At 38.1% G+C, this 21,613-nt stretch carries 20 protein-coding genes; 10 read left to right on the forward strand and 10 right to left on the reverse strand.

Annotation, left to right across the window (positions count from 1 at the left end):
- Positions 1-283 precede the first annotated feature (283 nt).
- Positions 284-1,840, forward strand: coding sequence for a DUF2972 domain-containing protein (locus tag HDT10_RS05015; RefSeq protein WP_290880707.1), 1,557 nt, complete (start codon positions 284-286; stop codon positions 1,838-1,840).
- 34 nt (positions 1,841-1,874) lie between these two features.
- Here the strand turns inward: HDT10_RS05015 and HDT10_RS05020 are convergent, their stop codons facing one another.
- The 6 genes from HDT10_RS05020 to HDT10_RS05045 all read right to left on the reverse strand — a co-directional run bounded on the left by HDT10_RS05020 (position 1,875) and on the right by HDT10_RS05045 (position 6,604).
- Positions 1,875-2,357 carry a DUF411 domain-containing protein gene (locus HDT10_RS05020; RefSeq protein WP_290880709.1) on the reverse strand — a complete coding sequence of 161 codons (483 nt, stop codon included), beginning with the start codon at positions 2,355-2,357 and terminating at the stop codon, positions 1,875-1,877.
- 68 nt (positions 2,358-2,425) lie between these two features.
- Positions 2,426-3,346, reverse strand: a complete 921-nt coding sequence (locus HDT10_RS05025) for a hypothetical protein (RefSeq protein ID WP_290880711.1) — start codon at positions 3,344-3,346, stop codon at positions 2,426-2,428.
- Positions 3,347-3,356: 10 nt separating this feature from the next.
- Positions 3,357-4,430 (reverse strand): chorismate synthase, encoded by a 1,074-nt coding sequence (gene aroC, locus HDT10_RS05030; protein ID WP_290880714.1) that lies wholly within the window; start codon positions 4,428-4,430, stop codon positions 3,357-3,359.
- Positions 4,430-5,122, reverse strand: coding sequence for a ribonuclease III (rnc, locus tag HDT10_RS05035; protein ID WP_290880716.1), 693 nt, complete (start codon positions 5,120-5,122; stop codon positions 4,430-4,432). The genes aroC and rnc overlap by 1 nt, the downstream gene beginning before the upstream one ends.
- An 8-nt stretch (positions 5,123-5,130) precedes the next feature.
- Positions 5,131-5,556, reverse strand: a complete 426-nt coding sequence (gene rnhA, locus HDT10_RS05040) for a ribonuclease HI (protein ID WP_290880718.1) — start codon at positions 5,554-5,556, stop codon at positions 5,131-5,133.
- Positions 5,531-6,604 carry a tetratricopeptide repeat protein gene (locus HDT10_RS05045; protein WP_290880719.1) on the reverse strand — a complete coding sequence of 358 codons (1,074 nt, stop codon included), beginning with the start codon at positions 6,602-6,604 and terminating at the stop codon, positions 5,531-5,533. Before HDT10_RS05045 ends, rnhA begins: the two co-directional genes overlap by 26 nt.
- A gap of 102 nt (positions 6,605-6,706) precedes the next feature.
- Here HDT10_RS05045 and dnaG point away from each other — a divergent pair, with 102 nt between their 5' ends.
- From dnaG to HDT10_RS05065, 4 genes are all read left to right on the forward strand, one after another.
- The gene (dnaG, locus tag HDT10_RS05050; protein WP_290880722.1) at positions 6,707-8,383 is read left to right on the forward strand and encodes a DNA primase; all 1,677 of its coding nucleotides are present in this window, start codon (positions 6,707-6,709) and stop codon (positions 8,381-8,383) included.
- On the forward strand, positions 8,361-9,338 hold the full coding sequence (locus HDT10_RS05055) for an argininosuccinate synthase domain-containing protein (RefSeq protein ID WP_290880723.1): 978 nt from the start codon (positions 8,361-8,363) through the stop codon (positions 9,336-9,338). The genes dnaG and HDT10_RS05055 overlap by 23 nt, the downstream gene beginning before the upstream one ends.
- A 9-nt stretch (positions 9,339-9,347) precedes the next feature.
- A complete protein-coding gene (locus HDT10_RS05060) occupies positions 9,348-9,965 on the forward strand; it encodes a nitroreductase family protein (RefSeq protein WP_290880727.1) in 618 nt (205 codons plus the stop codon).
- A 71-nt stretch (positions 9,966-10,036) separates the two neighbouring features.
- Positions 10,037-11,143 carry a methyl-accepting chemotaxis protein gene (locus HDT10_RS05065; protein WP_290880729.1) on the forward strand — a complete coding sequence of 369 codons (1,107 nt, stop codon included), beginning with the start codon at positions 10,037-10,039 and terminating at the stop codon, positions 11,141-11,143.
- A gap of 43 nt (positions 11,144-11,186) precedes the next feature.
- Here the strand turns inward: HDT10_RS05065 and HDT10_RS05070 are convergent, their stop codons facing one another.
- Complete coding sequence (locus HDT10_RS05070; protein WP_290880732.1) at positions 11,187-11,765, reverse strand: flagellar FLiS export co-chaperone; 579 nt, start codon at positions 11,763-11,765, stop codon at positions 11,187-11,189.
- Between the two features lie 121 nt (positions 11,766-11,886).
- Here HDT10_RS05070 and HDT10_RS05075 point away from each other — a divergent pair, with 121 nt between their 5' ends.
- The gene (locus HDT10_RS05075) at positions 11,887-12,015 is read left to right on the forward strand and encodes a hypothetical protein (RefSeq protein ID WP_290880734.1); all 129 of its coding nucleotides are present in this window, start codon (positions 11,887-11,889) and stop codon (positions 12,013-12,015) included.
- 4 nt (positions 12,016-12,019) lie between these two features.
- On the opposite strand, the gene kcuS is transcribed toward HDT10_RS05075, so the two are convergent.
- The 3 genes from kcuS to hemE all read right to left on the reverse strand — a co-directional run bounded on the left by kcuS (position 12,020) and on the right by hemE (position 15,970).
- On the reverse strand, positions 12,020-12,220 hold the full coding sequence (kcuS, locus tag HDT10_RS05080) for a KCU-star family selenoprotein (RefSeq protein ID WP_290880737.1): 201 nt from the start codon (positions 12,218-12,220) through the stop codon (positions 12,020-12,022).
- Positions 12,221-12,681: 461 nt separating this feature from the next.
- On the reverse strand, positions 12,682-14,799 hold the full coding sequence (locus tag HDT10_RS05085) for a carbon starvation CstA family protein (protein WP_290880740.1): 2,118 nt from the start codon (positions 14,797-14,799) through the stop codon (positions 12,682-12,684).
- A 157-nt stretch (positions 14,800-14,956) separates the two neighbouring features.
- Positions 14,957-15,970 carry a uroporphyrinogen decarboxylase gene (hemE, locus tag HDT10_RS05090; protein WP_290880743.1) on the reverse strand — a complete coding sequence of 338 codons (1,014 nt, stop codon included), beginning with the start codon at positions 15,968-15,970 and terminating at the stop codon, positions 14,957-14,959.
- 133 nt (positions 15,971-16,103) lie between these two features.
- Between hemE and secA the strand changes: the two genes are divergently transcribed.
- The 4 genes from secA to HDT10_RS05110 all read left to right on the forward strand — a co-directional run bounded on the left by secA (position 16,104) and on the right by HDT10_RS05110 (position 21,593).
- Complete coding sequence (secA, locus tag HDT10_RS05095; protein WP_290880745.1) at positions 16,104-18,668, forward strand: preprotein translocase subunit SecA; 2,565 nt, start codon at positions 16,104-16,106, stop codon at positions 18,666-18,668.
- The gene (locus HDT10_RS05100) at positions 18,669-19,934 is read left to right on the forward strand and encodes an ABC transporter permease (protein ID WP_290880747.1); all 1,266 of its coding nucleotides are present in this window, start codon (positions 18,669-18,671) and stop codon (positions 19,932-19,934) included.
- 26 nt (positions 19,935-19,960) lie between these two features.
- Positions 19,961-20,878 (forward strand): radical SAM/SPASM domain-containing protein, encoded by a 918-nt coding sequence (locus HDT10_RS05105; protein ID WP_290880750.1) that lies wholly within the window; start codon positions 19,961-19,963, stop codon positions 20,876-20,878.
- Positions 20,879-21,044: 166 nt separating this feature from the next.
- On the forward strand, positions 21,045-21,593 hold the full coding sequence (locus HDT10_RS05110) for a gamma carbonic anhydrase family protein (RefSeq protein ID WP_290880752.1): 549 nt from the start codon (positions 21,045-21,047) through the stop codon (positions 21,591-21,593).
- Positions 21,594-21,613: the final 20 nt, after the last annotated feature.

A 21,613-nucleotide genomic window follows, 5' to 3' on the forward strand; every position in this document is an offset into this window, starting at 1 on the left:
AAATACTTGAGTTACAAGTTTGGGTTTTGTATGTTTTGTTTTAATAAAGTAGTGGGGGGGGCGGCAGAATAAGCAAAATGTAAGCTTAAAGCTATTTTATTTTCCTGCACTCCCTTTCCAACTCTTTAAAACAATCCAACTTCACAAGAAACAAAAACGCAAATATGCTGAAATCATAGAAATTTTTCCTTCCCTTAAATATCCTCCCTTAGAATCTTGCAAAGATTACAAGGAATCCTTATCCTACAAATACCATTTAGCCTATCTTTTAGGAGAAGCACTCTTGCAAACTCATAAAACTTGGTATAAGGGAAGTTATTTTGGCTTCAACCAAGAGATAAAAAAGACAAAGGAGAAATACAAAGAAATTGCATATATCAAAAAAGAATTAAAAGCTTTTAATGTAAAAGGGATAGATTATTGTTTTCTAGCAAATTTCAGCTCCAAAATCTATTCTCTTTTGCAAGAGAATAATAAACCACTTCTCCAAACATTATTTTTTAATTTTTCCTTTTTTATGCAATATCCTAATGAAATCTTAGAATGGCTAAATTCTCAAGAATTTAAAGAACAATATTCAAACAAAAACCACTCTTATCCTCCTTTGCTAAATCCCAATCAACTCACCAAAGATTCCAAAAATCCTTACCCTAATCTAAGCTATGAGAGCATATCACCTGAACTTGCTTGGGATTTGAATCTGCCATTGCCTCCGTATTATGGGTTTATCTATTGGGGAAGCCACGGGAGTGGAAACACGGGTTTAGCAACATTCTTAAGATATTGTGGAATCTTTGAGTGTTATTATGAGCCAAATATAGAAGTTAAGAAAATCTATAAAGAGTATTTTTATAGAATTACAAATTTCCACAAAAAGAAAAATCTTACTTATCTTGCAATTAGGAATCTTATTCCAAACCAAGAGAGAAATAAATTTTATTCCCTCATTTCTTGCGATTTTTCATTAAATCTTGTAAGAGACCCGATAAGCAGCCTTAAGCATTATATGACAATGAAAAGATTAGGAAAAGCCAAAAGAGAAATTACATTGCATTCTAATATGAATGAAGTATGTCAGAATCTTGTAAGATATGATGGCAAGCTTGGAGTTACTCCTGATATTGAGAGGATAAATTTTTGGATAAACTTTAGATATATGTGCTTCCACGATACACAGCTTAAAAATGCGCTCCTTAACGCTAAGGATTCTATCATCGTAGATATGTCTGAAATTGTGGGAGAGAAAACATTTCATACGATATTAAAGTTATCCAAAGAACTAGGATTCCCTGCACCAAATGAAAAATACAGAGAGAAGTTTAAAGAAAATATCGCAAAATATGGAGCATTGCTTCCATTAACACTTGTCGTGCGAGCACAAAGTATAAATTTCAAACTTTATCTCCTAGATAGTGTGCATAAGATAGAAAACAATATTTATTTGACAAATATAGCCGCTGCGATAACGCATAAAATAGAGCATTGCTTGGATATTACTCAAGATTTATTTCATCAACCCTATTTTTACAATGGCATTATTATATGTATTGCTTCAAAGGATTGGGAGATTTTAAAACAAGATTCCAAAACTTTACAGGAAGTTAGAAGTTATCTTTTGAAATTTATTCCAAAATTGCAACAACAAAAAGAAATAGAGGATAAAAAGAAAATCACAGAATCTCAAATACTAGACTATTTAAGAGAGCATAAAGATTTAAGAATGCAATTCAAACAGGTTTTAGATGAGCATTTAGTTTATATTAAATCTGTGCATCCCGATATTGTAGAATCTTGGAAATATTATCAAGAATTTGAGAAAATGTGTTCGGAAATAGATTAAATTGCTTCGCCACACTCGCAAGGACGAATCTAAACTACTTCACATTTCCACTTTTTAGCTTTTTCTCCCCCTTATAAATGCCAAAAACCTTATAACCGCCCCCTTGCGTCATCAACACCACAGGATATTCCTCATAATCATCGCCTTGTTCCATTCCCGGACTTCCTAGTGGCATTCCTGGTGTAGAGACGCCAATAATCTCCTTTGGCTGATTTTCTAGCAGCCATTCCACCGCATCAGCAGGCACATGTCCTTCAATCGCATATTGCACTCCATTTTTTTCTATTATGCCCGTATGGCAACTTTGATATTTAGGGACGATTTTAAAATCCTCTTTGACTTTCATAAACAACTCATCGTCTTTATGCGATTTGACTTGATAGCCCTTAGTTCTCATATATTTTGCCCATTCTTCACAACAACCGCAAGTAGGGCTAGAATACATCTGAATCTCTTTTGTGGAATCTCCTAGAAGCACCACGCTTGCAAATACCAATAAACCAATGATTTTTCGCATATTCTTTCCTTAAAGATAATAATTTCAGCGGATTATACAGAAGTTTAGCTTGCTTTACAAATCTTTATTTAAGATTTACCCAAAATGCTCCCCAAGCTCTCTTTCCATTTTGTTGGACGTTTTAAAATCTCCAAAGCACAGGTTTGATTAGCAGTGCGCAAAGCCAATGAAATTAAGGATTCCAAATGCTCTAATACTTGATGACAAACCAAATCGCAAGTGAGCAAATAAGCTTTAGGCACGCTCAAAATGCAATTCCCAAAACTGATGAGATTTGCGTTCTGATTTTCTGCTACTTCAAGGGCAATTGCTGGGATTCCACAAGCCAAAATCTCCCCCAAACTCTGCCCACATGCGCAAATACAAATATCCATTTGCCTAATCAAATCTGCCATTTCTTGCGCACTCAAGCCATAATGCCCATTCTGCCCTATTAAGTCAGAATCTTTTGTAATACAATGCACTTCCCAAAAGGGATAAGCTCTTTGAAGTGCCATCATAAGAGGCTTATTTAATCCCAAAATATCACTTCCCCCAAGTGCAATGAGCACTTTTTGCACTTCCTGCTTCAAGGGAATCGCTGGACTTTGTAATGCTCTAGCAAAAGGGGCTTGCAATAGGCGATAATCACTTCCTAAAAAGAGTGTATGCTTGGGATATTTTGCCCTATATTGCACGCAATCCACGCCACTTGCAGAATTAAGCAAAATACCTTGAGGATAAGGCAGGCGCAAAGTATCATCAAAAAATAAGCAAACCTTGGCACTCTCTGTCGCTTGCTCATAAGACTCCAAAGGCAGCACATACGAATCTATTGCAATCATATCCCACAAAGAATCGCCAAGATTGGCTTGCAAATCTTGCGTATCTAGCAGTTGTACTTGGCAGCCTAGCGATTCTAATTCCGTTTTTAAAGCCCTACAACGACTAATATGCCCTAATCCCACACCGAGTTTGCCATCGGCGAAAATTAACGCATTTCTAGCCACTAAAGCACCTTTAGAAATAAATTTTTTGTAGATTCTCTAACTTGCTTGTCGCATTCAATAACAGCATATCGGCGAGAATCAATGCAAGACTAGACTCACAAACCACACTCCCGCGCACCGCAATACAAGGGTCGTGTCTTCCCTTAATCTCACATTGGACGACATTTCCTTGCGTATCTTGCGTGCTTTGTGGTAAAAAAATACTAGGCGTAGGCTTGAAATGCACTTTCAAAACTATCTCTTCCCCATTACTAATTCCACCCAAGATTCCGCCGCAATGATTGCTCATAAACCCCTCTTGATTCATTGCGTCATTATTTTGTGAGCCTCTTACTTTTGCAGATTCTATGCCATCGCCAATTTCTACCGCTTTGACACCATTTAAGCCCAACATCAAAGCACCGATTGCAGAATCCAGCTTATAATACAGCGGCTCGCCAAGCCCACAAGGCACACCACTCGCCTTAATGAGTGCGACACCCCCTAGACTATCGTGCGCCTCCCTCGCCTTTAAAATTGCCTCTTTTTGTGCGGATTCCGCTTGTTTATCTAGTGCAAAGATTTCACTCTTTTCTGCATTTTGAAAGTCAATTGCTTTGCCGCAAATTGCGCCAATATTCAAGATTCCGCTTTGTAAAGTAATGCCAAAAGATTTTAAAAGTAATTTAGCAATCGCACCCGCTGCTACGCGCGCACTTGTTTCCCTCGCACTGCTGCGCCCTCCTCCGCGATAATCTCGGATTCCATATTTACAAAAGTAAGTCCAATCCGCGTGCCCGGGACGAAAAAGGCTTTTAATAGAATCATAATCACTGCTTTTGCTAGCAGAATTTTGAATAAAGAATCCCAAAGGCGTGCCGGTGGTTTTGCCCTCAAAAACACCACTTAGAATCTTTACCTCATCGGCTTCCTTGCGTTGTGTAGAATAAAGATTCTGTCCTCCTGCGCGCCTTAACATTTCCGAAGCGATAAAACCCTCATCAATCTCTAATCCTGCGGGCAGTCCATCTACCACTGCGCCAATCCCCACACCATGACTTTCGCCAAAAGTCGTAACCCTAAGAGCCTGTCCAAAGGTATTCATCAACTCTCCTTGTCCATTTTTTCATTTTGCTTGAGAATCTCTAATGCAATTTTCGCGCACATTTGCTGCGCTTCTTTTTTGCTTTTGCCATTTGCCCTTGCATATTCTTTGTTTCTAATTTGCACGCTCACCAAAAACTCCTTATTGTGGTCAGGTCCAAACGAATCTAAGACAATATATTCTGGAGTGATTCCAAAAAGTGCCTGCGTCCGCTCTTGTAAAGCAGTTTTATGGTCGTAAAACAAGCTTTTTAAATCAATCTTTGGGTAAATTTTGTCCAACAATGCAAGAATCAGTTTGCGCACGACTTCTAACCCACTCTCCAAATAAATTGCGCCCATAATCGCCTCAAAAGCATTCGAGAGAATAGAATCTTTCTCCCTTCCCTTGTTTTGCTCTTCAGAAACAGAGACATAGAGATATTCCCCGATATTCAAATGTCGCGCAATTTTGGCAAAGGACTTTTCATTCACCATTGAAGCACGCATTTTAGAGAGCTCTCCCTCTGGAGAATGTGGAAACTTTTTGTATAAAAACTCCCCTATAATTAAATCTAACACCGCATCACCCAAAAACTCCAAACGTTCATTGTGTGCTCCCTTTTTGGCACTTTTATGCGTGAGGGCTTCTTTGAGCAAATTTTGCGCCTTAAAGTGATAGCCTAAATTCTGTTCAAAAAGTTTTAAATCCACATAAATCCTTAAATATTTTTAAATTTCAATGCTTCTTCTTTGGCGATTCTATCACAGATTTCATTTTCAAGATGTCCGCTGTGCCCTTTAACCCACTCTGTTTTAATTTTATGCGGTTTAGAAACCTCCAAATAAAGCTGCCAAAGCTCCGGATTCTTTACATTTTTGAAATCCTTATGAATCCAATTTGGCAACCACTTGCTTAAGCCCTCTAGCACATATTTAGAATCGCAAACTACCAAGACTTCACAAGGCTCTTTCAAAGCCTCTAAGCCACGAATGAGTGCTGTGAGTTCCATTTGATTGTTTGTTGCCCTCTTCGCTCCACCCCTTAAGATTTTTTCGTGCTCTTTATAGCGCAAGATTCCACACCAACCGCCACTTCCGGGATTTCCCAAAGACGAACCATCACAGAAGAGAGTAACGCGTTTCATCTTGCTTTTCCTTTAAGAATATCAACGTTTTAAGCGTCAAAAGCCCCTCACAATAAGGACAATGCTCAAAAGGTAGTGGGGTGGTTGCCTTGCAAGATTTACACTGATAATGGAATCCCAAATCCCCTTGAAAAGTTTTATGTGTTCGCAAAAGACAAATGGTTTCTAGCTCAAAGGTTATCTTTTGCGAGAAACTAAGCGGCAAGATTCCTTTTGCTTCAAAAATATCCTTTAGGATTCTGCCTTGCGGAGTAGTTGGCATACTTTGCAATTCTTTGATGACATTTTGAGGAATCACTTCACCCTTAAGATTCCACAATACATCTTGCAATTCTAAAAGGCTATCTTGTGGAATGATATTGAGGCATTCCCAAAAAAGCGTAGGATAAAAATCCTTAAAAAATCCCAAAATCAAACGCGCCAAAAGTGCCTCTTCTCTTAAGATAGCCAATAACTTTTGAGCACTCTCCTCGCTTTTTCGCTGACTTGAAATCAAAATCTTTGTCTTGAGGTAACGCCGATATAATCCTGTGCCGCTCTCTATTTCTTCTAAACAATCCAAAGCACTTAAGGCATCTTGAAACAGGTTTAATTTCTCATAAGTTTTGATGAGAGTTTTTAACACCAAAATGTTTCTTGGATAATAATGCAGAATCTCTAAATAAATTTCTTTGGCACGCAATGGAAACCCAGCCTTTTCATACACCAACCCAAGAGATTCTAAAATCGGCACTTTATCCACAGGATTCTGAATGGAATCTAATAATGCGACATAAAGGCGAATCGCTTTTTCATAATTAGCACTTTTTTGATACATTTTTGCCATAAAAAGCAAAGAGGGCGTGGGATTAGGACTTAGGGCTAAAAACTCTTGGGCTTCTTTGTCAAAACCAATATAATCAAAGCTTTCTACAAATTTACTCAAAGAGTTTTGCTGCCTTTTGCTAATGAGATAATTCCAATAATAAGCAAAAAGGCTCACAAGCCCAATACAAAAGATAAATATCATAATCCCAAAAAGCGGGTCGCGATACTCAATGCTTTCCAAAAAATCCAAGTTTTCCCTTTTCGTGAAAAATCACGCAAATTATAACAAAACTTATAGATAAATTTTTGTAAAATACGCGCATTTTTAAGTTTTGGAGCAAAATTGATTACCCAAGAGAGCATTGAAGCACTCAAAAATCAACTAGACATTGTAGAAGTCATAAGCCATTATATTGAAGTCAAAAAAATGGGTGCGAGTTATAAGGCTTGCTGCCCTTTTCATCAAGAAAAAACGCCAAGTTTTGTGCTTAATGCTAACAAAGGATATTTCCATTGCTTTGGCTGCGGAGTAAGTGGTGATGCGATTAAATTTGTAATGGATTACGAAAAACTTAATTATGTTGAAGCATTAGAAAAACTAGCACAATTTTATAATGTGCATTTAGAATACACCAATAAAGTAAAGAAAAATGATGATTTTAAGATTCTAAACTTTATGAATGAATATTACCAATCTATGTTAAATAATGAAATAGAATCTTATATCAAAGAGCGCGGAATCACGCTAGAGACAAGGGCACTTTTTGAACTAGGCTATGCCCCAAATAATTTTGAAATTATGGCGCATTTACAACGCAATTTTATCAATCTACAAGACGCGCTCAATGTCGGGATACTCGGAGCAGACATAGAGAATGACACCAAACGATATTATGCAAGACTTACCCAACGTCTGATTTTCCCGATTCGTTCTGCACAAAACAAAATCATCGGCTTTGGCGGGCGCACACTTAGCAACCACCCGGCAAAATATATCAATTCTCCCCAAACCAAACTCTTTAACAAATCCCAAATCCTCTATGGCTATCCCCAAGCCAAAGAAAGCATTTATCGCCTCAATGAAATCATTATCACAGAGGGTTATTTAGATGTGATTCTACTGCATCAAGCCGGCTTTACTAATGCAGTCGCTACACTAGGCACAGCCTTGACACACGAGCATTTGCCTCTGCTTGCTAAAAATAATCCCAAAATCATTCTTGCCTTTGATGGCGATAATGCGGGAATGAATGCGGCTTTTAAGGCTGCAAATCTCTTGAGCTTAGCCAATAAAGACGGCGGGGTGGTTCTCTTTGATAATGGATTAGACCCAGCAGATATGGTTAAAAATGGGGAAATTGAAACCTTAAAGAATCTTTTTAACGCTCCGATTCCATTGATTGATTATGTGCTTCATACGATTTTAAGCCAATTTGACTTGAAAAATCCTGTGCAAAAAGATTCCTGCCTCAAAGAATCCCTAGCCTATCTACACCAACTCTCACCCGTAATTCAAGAGGAGTATAAAACTTGGCTTGCACAAAGGCTCAACCTGCCTGTACATTTAATCAAAACCCAAAAAAACTACACCAAAGAAAAACCAATCAATCAAAGCTTTCAAAGCAGCCAAAATAACTTTTATGGTTTGGCAGAAAAAATTATCATCAAAAGCATTTTAGAGGATAAAAGCCTCTTAGATTTCGTGCTAAATTACCTAGAGCCGCAAATGTTTCATTCCGAAAGCCTTGCCTATCAAAAACTTCTTCAAGGAGAGCTAGAATCCTCCCCCCTCATCGGAATCCTCCTAGATTCCAAAATCAAACCCCAAAACAAAGAGAATCTAAAGCAGCAAATCATTATGATTCTGTATAGACATTATGACGCACAACGCAAATTACTTTCGCAAAACAATTCCCTTTCTTTGAGGGAAAAATCGTTTTTGCTAAGAAAATATCAAAAATATTTGGAAGATTTAAAGAAAGGAGATTTGGCACTCTATGAGAGCATTAGCACTTTTTAGTGGAGGGCTAGACAGCTTGCTTGCTATCAAAGTGATTCAAGATTTAGGAATAGAAGTCCTCGCCCTGCACTTTGACATTGGATTTGGCGCAAAGAGGGATAAAAGCGAGATTTTACGCCAAAGATTGAATCAAGTGGGCGCGGAATTAAAAATCATAGACATTCGCCGACAATTTTTTGATGAGATTCTTTTCAAACCCAAGTTTGGCTATGGAAAATATTTCAATCCTTGCATTGATTGTCACGGAAATATGTTTGCCCACGCACTCAAACTCTTAGAATCGCAAAAGGCAAGCTTCGTCATCAGTGGGGAGGTGCTAGGACAACGTCCCAAAAGCCAACGCGCAGAAGCCTTAGGACAAGTGGAAAGGCTTTGCGGAGGCAATGGGCTTATCGTGCGTCCCTTATGTGCTAAACTGCTCCCTATTACTATTCCAGAAGAAAAAGGTTGGATTCCTAGAGAAAAACTCCTTGACATTAGTGGGCGGGGGAGGAATCGTCAGCTAGAATTAGTCAAACACTATGGCATAGAGTATTACGAGCGTCCTGGGGGTGGTTGCCTGCTTACCGAAACTTCTATCGCCAATAAACTCAAAGACATTCAAGCACATCGCCCAATCGTTTTTGAGGATATGGAATTAGTCAAATTCGGACGCTATATGATTCTACCCAACGGGGGACGTTGCGTGATTGCAAGGAATGAAGAAGAGAATCAAAAACTAAACTTCTACCACCCTAAAATGACGCCGATTGAATTACTAGATTGTATTGGACCTTTAGGGCTTGTGGAAAAGGAGGCGAACCTAGAGGATAAAAACCTCGCAATTGCCCTTACATTGCTTTATGGCAAAACACAATCCAATAAGCCTTATAAAGTGCGCTTTGAGGGAAAGGAAATCCAATCCTTTGCCTTTGAGAGCAAAGAGAAAGCACAAGAATTTCTCATCAAAGATTAAGGAGTGATAATGGAATCCACAAAACAATCTTTTCAGAAAATTATTTTAGAACGTTATTCTTGCCGTTCTTTCAAAGACAGCACGATTCCAAAAGAGTCTTTGGAATATATCTTAGAATGCGGCAGACTCTCTCCTAGCTCACTTGGATTAGAGCCGTGGCGTTTTTATGTTATCCAAGACAAAAACAAAAAACTAGAAATTTCCAAAATCGCCAACAATCAAGACCATGTGGCACAATGTGGGGCGATTATTGTCCTCACTGCGCGCCTTGATTTTGGAGAATATTTTATCCCCAAACTAAAATCACGCAATCTGCCTCAAGCGGAAATAGACAAAAGAATCCAACTTTATAAACCTTGGATTGATAGTATGAATAAAGAACAAAAACTACATTATGCAAGAGAGCAAGTTTTCTTAGCACTAGGTAACCTTGCCAATGCCGCAAGTGCTTTAGGGCTTGGTTCGTGTATCATTGGGGGATTTGATGCGGAAAAACTCAATGAATATTTGAAGCTAGACACCCATAAAGAACAAAGCACAATTATGCTCATCATTGGAGAAAAAACACAAAGTGAAATTCCTCAAAAGTTACGCAATTCAAGAGAAGAAATTATCAAATTTTTATAGTTTCTCCATTTTGATAATAAAATTTTTTAGATATAATTACAATTTAACTAAAGCACAATAAAGGGGACACAATGTTTAGCAATCACAAAAGAGAGCAAGAGCTCATTGCGGAGAACAAAGCATTGCATACAAAAATTGAACAACTTGAAAATGCGTTGCGTAAATGTAGCGAAAAACAAGAGGAACACGAGACATCTCTTGCACAATCTAATGCAGACGAAAAACGTATCAAAATGTTTAATGAGATTCTAAACTCCATCACGGTTTCATCTTCTAAACACTTAAAAATTCTACAAGAAAACTTTGCCTCTTCTGTTGAAATGCTCCAAGAAGCAAAAAAATCTTCTTCTGAAAATGTCCAACAAACCAAAACACTAGAAGAAGCTATCACAAACAGTATTTCAGGTATGACAGAACGTTTGAATAGTTTTCAAACAATGATTTCACAAGTCTATCAAGATTTGGATTCCATTGCCAATGTCATTAACCTCATCACAGATGTAAGCGACCAAACTAACTTACTTGCGCTCAATGCTGCAATTGAAGCTGCAAGAGCTGGAGAGCACGGGAGAGGATTCGCAGTCGTTGCCGATGAAGTCAGAAAACTAGCCGAAAGAGCGCAAAAAGCGACAAAAGAAATTGAAATGAATATTCAAGTTCTTCGTCAAAATTTCTCTGAAGTGCAAACCTCCACAGAGGAAATTGTAGATGAAATGGAATTAGTCAATGGAGAAGTTGCAAAAATTATTCAAGTGGGAGAATCCTCTAAAGATGTGCGTCAAAATTCCGCAAATGTCCTTGATACAACCTTTATTGGACTTGTGAAATTAGACCATTTGCTCTTCAAAATGAACAGCTATGGAGCAATTGTCAATGACAATAAAGACTTGCAACTTGCAAATCATCACGATTGCAGGCTTGGAAAATGGTATGAATCAGGAAATGGCAAAGAATCATTCAACAGACTACCAAGTTATGATAGCCTAGAATCTCCACACGCAGAAGTGCATGATTCCTTTAGAAACGCTTTAGATACATTTAAGGCAAAAGGCTTAGAAGCAAATGAGGAAATTTTGTCTTTGCTTAACACAGGGGAACTTGCTTCAGATAGAGTCGTTGAAGTCTTGGATAAACTCCTAGCAGAAAAAATCTCTGCTAGAAACAATAGCGCAAGCTAAAACCACTTGATTTAGGCATATCGCTTTTGCGATTCTGTCAAATCTAACCAAACAACCCCTTAAGTGTGCTTGGGTCAAAGTTTTCAAAGTCAAACTCTTGCGCACTTGGTGCTCCAATAGGTAGGCTTGCCTTTTCAATCAAACCACTAATTTGCCCCATTTTTTCCATAATTTCATTATGTTTATTCGCTAGATTTTCGTTAATAGAACCCTCCATTTGACTTGGCAAGGGAAGAGCAAGGGAAACATTTTCTCCTGCAAGGGATAATGTCAATTCTCTACCAAAAAGCGATTCGCCTTTGAATTGAGCCGCTTTAGCAGTGTTGTCTAATTGCGTCAAATCTCCGCCACTGCTTTTAATTTGATTTCCTAAACCACTCAATGTAATATCTGCAATTTGCATTGCTCCAATCATTTCATTTGCGCCCTTTACGCCATCACTAAACTTACGAATCTCTAAAGCCATTGGGGACAAATTTGGCAATTCTTGCACTTCCTGCGCACTTTGGGATTCCGCATTTCTTACTTCTTGCGGTTTGATTTCTTGAGCCGGCTTTACAGCATTAACTTGCGGATTTGGATAAACTTTTCCTATTCCATAGGGATTGACTGATGACAGCATTTAAACTCCTTTTAAATTTTAAAAGACTTAGAAGCATTTCCCATTCCACTTTTTATTTCTATTCAATGTTTTCTTGAGATTTAATAAATTGCTGCTCAAGTCTATAGAAGGAGATTTTATAATGGCAAGATTTTTAGATTTTAACAAAATTTACTTCTTGTCAAGTGCAAGCCCATACGATATTGTAAGATGGTTTTATGTAGTGGTTAATGCCTCAAGCTTTTGTATTCATAATCCTTATGACTTCTAGCCTATCAGCATTTATTTCTTCCTGCTCCATATTTGGCTTCCATTGCTTCTTTGAAAAATTCCCTTTGAGACTTTGGAATCTTATCGGGGTGATTTTGCTTCATATGCTCAACATATTTATCATAACTTGGCATACCCACAAGCAAATGAAAAAACCTATCAGACCTTTTATAAAGCATTTTAAGGTATAAAATGATTTCTTTCATTGACTATCCTTGTGATAAAGTATTTTAAATGATTTATGATTAAAAATTGATGATATGAGAGAAATTGTTAAAAGAGTGATTCAAACCTAAATGCAATCTTTGCGTTAAACCCAATGGGATTTAACTTATTTAAAGGCTTTATCCAAAGCTTTATTTAGAGCCTTATCTGTCATTTTACCCACCTCTTTTTTAGATTGCATCTTTAGTTTGATTTTTGGCTGATTTAGAAATTTGTTTAGAGTCTTTTCTAGAATACGCTTCATCTACTGCGTTTTTCTTGATACTAGATGCTTCTTACCTAATCGTGCTTTAATTCTGATGCAAAGATAAAACCTACAAAACTTACGATAAAACCCATCACTCCTAACAAATATTTCATTCCTAATTCCTCTATATGGAATTGATTTATCCTAACCTTTGTAATCCAAAAAGAGAAAAATCTCAAATTTGGATTCAAAACATTAACCGTGTGCAGCAACTTTTCCTTCATACTTGCTAGCCTCTTCATAAGGAGATTCCGCAAGCGGAATCTCAACTTCACCTTTTGTCGCTTTAAGACAAATGCGAATTGTTTGAATCAAGATTAAGCAAGTAACAAACATAAAGAATGCGCAAAGTCCTGCATTAATGAGATTATTCGTTGCAATTGTTGCAAATCTCTCTGCCAAAGCAGGGTCTGTCGCAGCTGCTGCTTTAGCACCATTGATTTGCCAAAGCGCAATATGACTTACTGCGTCATGCACTCTCTCACCATTTGCTGGAAGAAGTTTCAAGATTCCTGCATAAAGTGTCGTAATCAACACCCAAGCCGCAGGCAAAATAACCACCCACGCTTGTTTTGCTTTGCCCATTTTGAAAAGCACAGAAATCACGAGCAATAATGCCATACCTGCAAGCATTTGGTTGGAAACTCCAAAGAGTGTCCAAAGTGATTTGACACCCCCTTGTGGGTCGGTAATTCCTTGATAAAGAATATAACCCCAACCCGCAACACAAATCAATGTCGCAACAACACCCCAAAACATAGATTGGATATTGCCAATAGGCGCATAGACATTTCCCAAAACATCTTGTACCATAAAGCGTCCTGCTCTTGTTCCCGCATCCACAGCGGTTAAAATAAAGAGTGCTTCAAACAAAATGGCAAAGTGATACCAAAATGCTGTTGAGCCCTGATTAAAGAGAGGCACTTCAGAAATGATTGTTGCCAAACCAATTGCAAAAGTTGGAGCACCACCGGTTCTGCTTAAAATGCTATTTTCGCCGATATTATTTGCCATATTCAAAATTTCTTCTGGCGTAATCACAAAGCCGAAGCTACTAATCGTTTGTGCTGCCACAGCTGCTGCTTGTGCCACATCGGTGATTCCTGTTGTGCCAAGTCCTGCTGGAGCAACATTGATAGAAAAATACAATCCCGGTGTTAAAATACACGCAGCAATGAGAGCCATTACCGCAACGGCAGATTCCATAACCATTGAACCATAACCTACCATTCTTGCGTGGGATTCTTTTTCTAGCATTTTTGGAGTCGTTCCACTTGAGATTAACGCGTGGAATCCACTAATAGCCCCACAAGCAATCGTAATAAAAAGAAATGGGAATAACTGCCCGCTAAAGACAGGTCCCGTTCCATCTACAAACTTCGTAACACTTGGGAATTGGACATCAGGTGCTACAATCAAAATCCCTGCTGCCATTAAAACAATTACACCGATTTTTAAGAATGTGCTCAAATAATCACGTGGTGCTAAAAGAAACCAAACAGGCAGAATCGCAGCGACAAAACCATAACCAATCATAATATAAGTCAAGGTAATAGGACTTAGCGTAAAGAAACTTGACAAGGTTGGATTTGCTGCTACTTCTTGTCCATAAAACAATGCCAAAATCAACAAGACAAATCCGATAATGCTTGCCTCACCGATTTTTCCCGGACGCAAAAAGCGCATATGGATTCCCATATAAATTGCGATAGGAATCGTCATCGCAATCGTAAATAATCCCCAAGGAGATTCCGCAAGTGCATTCACAACAACAAGTGCTAAGATTGCGATAATCAGCATCATAATACCGAGGATACCAACCATCGCAATGCTTCCCACTCCCTTACCTAGCTCAAGCTTGATGATTTCTCCTAATGATTTACCATTTCTGCGCATAGAAACGAACAAAACCGTGAAATCATGCACAGCCCCTGCGAGCACAACGCCTACAACAACCCAAATCATACTTGGCAAATAACCCATTTGAGCTGCCAAAATAGGACCGACAAGAGGACCAGCTCCAGCAATCGCTGCAAAGTGGTGTCCAAAAAGAACGATTTTGTTTGTTGGACAAAAATCCCTTCCGTCATTCATCGTCAAAGCAGGGGTTGCACGATTATCATCTAATCCTAAAACTTTTTCTGCAATGTATTTAGAATAGAATCTGTAACCAATCATATAAATACATACGGCGGCTACAACAATCCATACCGCAGAAATTGTTTCGCCTTGATGTAAAGCCAATACACCAAAGCCCCAAGCACCAATCAGAGCTACAACAGCCCAAATTGCCATACCAACTACTCTATTCATAATTCTCCTTAATCTACTAGGGTAAGCTTAATTATATATTTTCATTCTTAATAAAATCAATCAAAAAGAAAAATTCTGTGTTACTTTTGAAAAATTTAGCCAAAAGTGTTTAAAATTTACTCAAAATTGTAGAAATCTAAGAATCAAACCATTGATTCTACCGATAATTATGAATAAATTCTACAAGCTTTATCGCATTTTCTCTAGGCAAATCCGGAAGCATACCATGCCCCAAATTAAAAATGTGTGGAGAATTTTTCATCAATTCCAAAATTTCACGCGCTCCCTCTAGCATAGAATCCTCATCATAGATTCTACACGGCTCAAGATTTCCTTGCAAAGTATATTTACGCCCTAATTTTTCTTTTGCGATTCCAAGCGGTGTGCTCCAATCCACACCAAAAACATCAAATGTCCCGTCAATCTTATCTAAATATCCCGAAATGCCTTTGGGAAATAAAATCACAGGAATCTGTGGATATTTGTTTTTGATGAAGCTTGCAATCTGTTTGCAATATTCCCAGCCAAATTCCAAATATGCACTCTCCTCTAATGCGCTTGCCCAAGAATCAAACACCATTACCGCATTCGCTCCCGCTTTAATTTGCGATTCCAAATAATGCTTTAAGTTATGGGTGATTTTATCAAGCATTGCGTGCAAAAATTTCGGATTAGAATACAAAAGTTTTTTAGACTTTGCATAAGTTTTGCTCCCCTCTCCCTCAATCATATAAGTTGCAAGCGTCCAAGGTGCGCCACAAAAGCCAATCAATGCCTTTTCCTTAGCGAGATTTTCACGCGTCAATGCAATCGTATCATAGACATAATTTAACTTAATATATGCCGAATCGCTTAATTTGTCCAAATCCCTTTGAGATTCTATTGGGTTGGCAAATTTGGGACCCTCTCCTGCAAAAAATCCTAAATCTATTCCCATTTCAAGAGGCACAACCAAAATATCACTAAACAAAATCGCCGCATCTACATTGAGAATCTCTACGGGCTGCAAGGTTACTTCACTTGCTAATTTGGGATTCTTACAAAGACTCAAAAAATCTCCTGCGACTTTGCGCACGGCTCTATATTCTTCTAAATATCTCCCCGCTTGACGCATAAACCACACAGGCGTATAAGGAGTTTGCTTTTTCAAACACGCATCAACAAAAATCATTCTTTTCCTTTTTGTATTAAAATATTTCGTTGTATTTTATCTAAGCAACATAGCATTTATGCTAAAATTCCGAATTTTTAAATGGTTTTGTTGTTATTTTACTTAACATTTGCCAAAATGAAAGGTTTAGATTATGATATTAGCCCTTGCAAAAAAAATTTTTCGTAGCAAAAACGACCGACTTATTGGACATTATCTCAAAGAGATTCGCAAAATCAACGCTTTAGAAGAAACTTACCAAAATTTAAGTGATACAGAATTACGAGCTGCCTTTAACGCATTAAAAGAACGCGTGAAAAACGCAAAAGATGCTGATGCAGAACTCAATCAAGTGCTTTATGATTCCTTTGCCATCACACGAGAGGCGAGCAAAAGAATCCTTAATATGCGCCACTTTGATGTCCAATTAATTGGCGGAATGGTGCTACACGAGGGTAAAATTGCAGAGATGAAAACAGGCGAAGGAAAGACCCTCGTCGCCACACTTCCTGTTTGCTTGAATGCTATGCTTGGCAAAAGTGTGCATATCGTAACGGTTAATGACTATCTCGCCCAAAGAGACGCGGAACTTATGCGCCCACTCTATGAGTTTTTAGGATATTCTGTCGGAATCATCATCAGCGGAAACTATGATGATAATGATAGGCTACAACAATATTCTAGCGATATTGTTTATGGCACAAACAACGAATTTGGATTTGATTACTTGCGTGATAATATGAAATACGACTTTCATCAAAAAGTGCAAAAATTCCACCATTTTGCCATTGTAGATGAAGTGGATTCTATCCTTATTGATGAAGCACGCACGCCTTTAATCATTTCAGGACCGGCAAACCGCACTTTAGATAATTACAAAGCCGCCAATGTAGTAGCCCTGAAACTAAAAGAAGAAAAGCATTACACTTTAGACGAAAAAAACCGCACGATTCTCTTAACTGAAGAAGGCGTGAATGAAGCAGAAAAACTCTTTGGTGTGGATAATTTATATAGCATTGAAAACGCAATTTTAGCACACCACTTAGACCAAGCCCTCAAAGCCAATAAGTTATTCAAAAAAGACAAAGACTATGTCGTGCGTGAGGGTGAAGTCGTGATTGTAGATGAATTTACAGGACGTTTGAGTGAGGGGAGACGTTTTAGCGAGGGCTTACACCAAGCATTAGAAGCCAAAGAGGGAGTGCAAATCAAAGAAGAATCCCAAACCCTTGCAGACATTACTTACCAAAATTACTTTAGGCTTTATGAAAAATTAGCCGGAATGACAGGAACAGCACAAACAGAAGCAAGTGAGTTTTTGCAAATTTATAACTTAGAAGTTGTTTCTATTCCGACAAATGTGCCAATTCTCCGTCAAGATTTGAATGATTTAATTTACAAAACCGAAACAGAAAAATTCAAAGCTCTCGTAGCAAAAATCATAGAATTACACCAAAAGGGGCAGCCGATTCTTGTAGGGACAGCCTCCATAGAAAAAAGTGAGAAAATCCATGAATTATTACAAAAAGAAAGGATTCCTCACTCTGTGCTTAATGCAAAACACCACGCAAAAGAAGCAGAAATCATTAAAGATGCTGGGAGAAAAGGAGCAGTAACGATTGCCACCAATATGGCTGGACGCGGTGTGGATATTAAAATTAACGATGAGGTGCGGGCACTAGGTGGGCTTTATATCATCGGGACAGAACGACACGAATCGCGCAGGATTGATAATCAGCTAAGGGGACGAAGTGGGCGACAAGGCGACCCGGGCACAAGTCAATTCTATCTAAGCCTTGAAGACCCTTTATTGCGAATTTTTGGAAGCGACAAGATTAAAAACATTATGGATAAATTAGGCTTAGAGGAGGGAGAACATATTGAATCTCATCTCGTAACGCGTTCGGTTGAAAATGCGCAGAAAAAAGTTGAAAGTATGCACTTTGAAGCAAGGAAACACTTGCTAGAATACGATGATGTCGCAAACGAACAAAGAAAGGCAATCTATCGTGTACGTGATGAAATGCTAGACCCTAATCACAATATTACCCATAAAATCATTGAAAACCGCCAAGAGGCTATCACAATGCTTTTACAAAAATGTGAAGTTTTCAATGAAGAAGATGATTTGGGATTACTTTGCGCACAAGCACAGGAGGATTTCAACACGCTTTTAAATCAAGATTCTTTGAAAGAATATTACAAGGCAAATAATAACTTTGAAGGGTATATTGAGGAAGTTTTACTCCACGACTATGAAGAAAAAATGCGAGTATTGGACGAAAAAACGCGTAATGAGATTGAAAAACTTGTGTATTTGCAAACATTAGACAATTTATGGCGCGAACATCTTTATGTAATGGATAATCTAAAAACCGGAATTGGGTTGCGCGGATATAACCAAAAAGACCCGCTTGTGGAATACAAAAAGGAAAGTTATAATTTGTTTTTAGAGCTTGCTTCACAAATCAAATACACCGCTATTAAAATGCTTCAAAAAGTGCAATTAAAACCTGCTATCAAAGAAAATGAAAAAGAAGCGGAATTAGCACGCCAAAAGCTATATGATTCCACGCAAGGCGCAACAATGAATAATGCAAAAACAAAGCCTGTGCGCAATGAACCTTGCCCTTGCGGAAGCGGCAAAAAATACAAAGATTGCTGCGGCAAAAGCGGACCCAAAAGTGGCATACTCGCTGCAAAACGTAAGGAATCTTAGATGCAGCAATCCCAACCTTTAAAATACAATCAAAACACCAAACTCATTTCTTTCTTGGTGCGCCGTTATTTGCGATTCAACAAATCGCAGCCTTTCATCTCTATCACTGCGATTCTAGCATTTTTAGGCGTCTGTATTGGTGTAATGGTATTGATTGTTGCAATGGCACTGATGAATGGATTTGACAAAGAGTTTGAGCGCAAATTATTCATTATGAACTATCCCATTACCGCAATCAGTGATGGGTTTGAAACCATAGATTCTGATTTGCTAGAAGATATGGAATCCCGCTTCAAACACCTAAAGTTTAGCCCTTTTGTGCAAATGCAGGCAATCTCTAAAAGAGGACCAAGAATGGAGGGTACGATGATATTTGGCGTGGATTTCAAACGCGAAAGCGAAATCAATCCTATCTTTAAAACAGCCCTTGAAAACACACAAAAATCCTATCAAGAAAACTTTGATTCCACCTATCAAGAAAATGTCTTTGACATTATCGTGGGCAAGACTTTACAGCAACAATATGGCTTGCGATTAAACTCTAATCTACTCTTAGTCTTTACACACCTAACACCAACAGCGATGAGTTTAATGCCCACAATGAAACACTTTAATGTCGTGGGCGTTTTTGATTCTGGACTCATTGCTTATGACAAAGGCTACATTTATACCACTTTAGAATCCCTACAAACAATTAAAGAACTACCAAATCACACTTACGATGGCATTCATATTTATTCTGATGACGCCCACAAAGATATTCTTGCCCTGCAAAAACTCTATCCGCAGATTCGTTTTGTTGGCTGGTGGGAACAAAATGGAAACTTCTTTGCCGCTCTTGCATTAGAAAAACGCGCTTTGTTTATCGTGCTAATGCTCATTATCCTAGTCGCTTCACTCAATATTATTAGCTCACTTTTAATGACTGTGATGAATCGGCGCAAAGAAATTGCCCTACTCCTAACTATGGGCGCAAGCGCAACAGAAATCAAAAAAACCTTTCTTTATCTAGGAAACTTCATTGGCATTAGCGGAATCATTGCAGGGGGAATCTTAGCAGCCATTATTCTTGCGCTGCTCTCTCACTTCCCTATCATCTCACTGCCTGCCGATGTTTATGGAAGCGATAAACTGCCCCTAGAATTGTCTTTGGTAGATTTGGCTTTTATTCTTGTTGGCTCACTTTTCATTGTCTTTTCCTCCTCTTATTATCCTGCCAAAAAAGCAACGCAGATTGACCCGCTGCAAGTGTTGCGCAATGAATAAAAGAATCTCAAGATTCTATAAACAATATGGGGTTTGAAAAAGTCTTTGTTGAAATCACAAATTTTTGTGGATTAAACTGCACCTTTTGCACCCCATTAAAAGAATCCAAAAGAGTAATGCCTCTAAGTCTTTTTAGCAAAATTGCCCAAGAGATTAGCCCCCATACCAAACTTTGTGCTTTGCATATTTTAGGAGACCCTTTAAGTGTAGAATCCTTAAAAGATTATTTGGATATTGCGGAGAATTTTCAACTGAAGATTGATTTGACAACTAGCGGATTTTATTGCAGTGAAGAAAATTCCAATCTTTTGCTACATCACCCTAGCATTCACCAAATCAATCTTTCCCTCGCAAGTGTGCTTTATCAAAATAAACCCATTCCGCTTGATTCTTATCTCACTCCTATTTTCAATCTTTGCTCCAAACACCAACAGCTAAAAAGTGAAAAATTCATTAATCTAAGGCTTTGGAATCTCAATCAAGACTTGAGCGCACCAAGCAAAAACGCCGCTCTTTACCAACGTTTAGAAAAATTTTTCAATCTTGATTCTATCATTCCCACTAAGACGCGTCTTGCCTATAAAATTCATCTAATAGGTGCTCCATTTTTCCAATGGATTCGCCCTGAAACACAAACCAAATCACAAAACAACTATGGATTCTGCTATGGTGGAAGCAAGCAATTAGGAATCCTATGCAATGGTGTTGTCGTGCCTTGTTGCTTTGATGTAGAGGGCAAAATTAACTTAGGCAATTTATCCACACAAAATTTACAAGAAATCCTCTCCTCTCCACGCGCTAAAGCACTCATTGAGGGGTTTAAAAAATGCCAATGCGTAGAAACGCTCTGTCAAATTTGCACCTATAAGACCTATCTTAAGCGACAAAACTCCATTAGAGATTCCAAATCTTTCGCAAATCCCAATATAGTTCATAATGAGTAAAATTTAAACAATTTTTAATTTCAAATATCTAAAAAGGGCACAAATCCCCATAAATTTCTATCTTTTTGATTAAGTTGCTTCAAGCGAAAGGATTGATAAATAAAAAATTGTAAAATACTTCCACAATAAAAGTTATTGATTCGCTCAATTAATTAAAGGAGTAAAAATGTTATTGAATTTCAAAGGCAAAAGCCCAAAAATAGCCCCTAATGTCTTTATTGCAGAGGGTGCTCAAATTATTGGAGAAGTAGAAATCGGAGAAGATTCTAGCGTGTGGTTTAATTGCGTGCTTAGAGGAGATGAAAACTCTATCAAAATAGGCAAACGCACAAATATCCAAGATTTAACGACTTTGCACATTTGGCATAGACTCTTTAATGACAAAGGAGAAATGATAGATTCGGGTTATCCTGTCATCATTGGAGATGATGTTACAATTGGACACAATTGCATTATCCACGCGTGCCAAATCCATTCGCGTTGTCTTATCGGTATGCACGCTTGCGTAATGGACGATGTAGAGATTGGCGAGGATAGCATTGTCGGGGCTGGGAGTGTCGTAACAAAAGGCAAAAAATTCCCTCCTCACTCTTTGATTCTAGGAAATCCGGCAAAATTTGTCAGAGAGCTAAAAGACGAAGAAGTTGCTTTTATCTTACAATCTGCACAAAATTATGTTCGCTTTAAGAATGACTTTTTGAAGTATCTTTCTTGAGGTTTAGGATTCCTTAAGGA

Source organism: Helicobacter sp., from assembly GCF_014799995.1.
GTDB lineage: Bacteria > Campylobacterota > Campylobacteria > Campylobacterales > Helicobacteraceae > Helicobacter_D.

What these genes read in the sequence shown, in the direction of transcription:
- HDT10_RS05020 (WP_290880709.1), bottom strand. Translation starts at nt 2,357, where the DNA reads ATGCGAAAAATCATTGGTTTATTGGTATTTGCAAGCGTGGTGCTTCTA.
- aroC (WP_290880714.1), bottom strand. Translation starts at nt 4,430, where the DNA reads ATGAATACCTTTGGACAGGCTCTTAGGGTTACGACTTTTGGCGAAAGT.
- rnhA (WP_290880718.1), bottom strand. Translation starts at nt 5,556, where the DNA reads ATGAAACGCGTTACTCTCTTCTGTGATGGTTCGTCTTTGGGAAATCCC.
- HDT10_RS05055 (WP_290880723.1), top strand. Translation starts at nt 8,361, where the DNA reads ATGAGAGCATTAGCACTTTTTAGTGGAGGGCTAGACAGCTTGCTTGCT.
- HDT10_RS05060 (WP_290880727.1), top strand. Translation starts at nt 9,348, where the DNA reads ATGGAATCCACAAAACAATCTTTTCAGAAAATTATTTTAGAACGTTAT.
- HDT10_RS05065 (WP_290880729.1), top strand. Translation starts at nt 10,037, where the DNA reads ATGTTTAGCAATCACAAAAGAGAGCAAGAGCTCATTGCGGAGAACAAA.
- HDT10_RS05070 (WP_290880732.1), bottom strand. Translation starts at nt 11,765, where the DNA reads ATGCTGTCATCAGTCAATCCCTATGGAATAGGAAAAGTTTATCCAAAT.
- HDT10_RS05075 (WP_290880734.1), top strand. Translation starts at nt 11,887, where the DNA reads ATGGCAAGATTTTTAGATTTTAACAAAATTTACTTCTTGTCAAGTGCA.
- kcuS (WP_290880737.1), bottom strand. Translation starts at nt 12,220, where the DNA reads ATGAAAGAAATCATTTTATACCTTAAAATGCTTTATAAAAGGTCTGAT.
- HDT10_RS05085 (WP_290880740.1), bottom strand. Translation starts at nt 14,799, where the DNA reads ATGAATAGAGTAGTTGGTATGGCAATTTGGGCTGTTGTAGCTCTGATT.
- hemE (WP_290880743.1), bottom strand. Translation starts at nt 15,970, where the DNA reads ATGATTTTTGTTGATGCGTGTTTGAAAAAGCAAACTCCTTATACGCCT.
- secA (WP_290880745.1), top strand. Translation starts at nt 16,104, where the DNA reads ATGATATTAGCCCTTGCAAAAAAAATTTTTCGTAGCAAAAACGACCGA.
- HDT10_RS05100 (WP_290880747.1), top strand. Translation starts at nt 18,669, where the DNA reads ATGCAGCAATCCCAACCTTTAAAATACAATCAAAACACCAAACTCATT.
- HDT10_RS05105 (WP_290880750.1), top strand. Translation starts at nt 19,961, where the DNA reads ATGGGGTTTGAAAAAGTCTTTGTTGAAATCACAAATTTTTGTGGATTA.
- HDT10_RS05110 (WP_290880752.1), top strand. Translation starts at nt 21,045, where the DNA reads ATGTTATTGAATTTCAAAGGCAAAAGCCCAAAAATAGCCCCTAATGTC.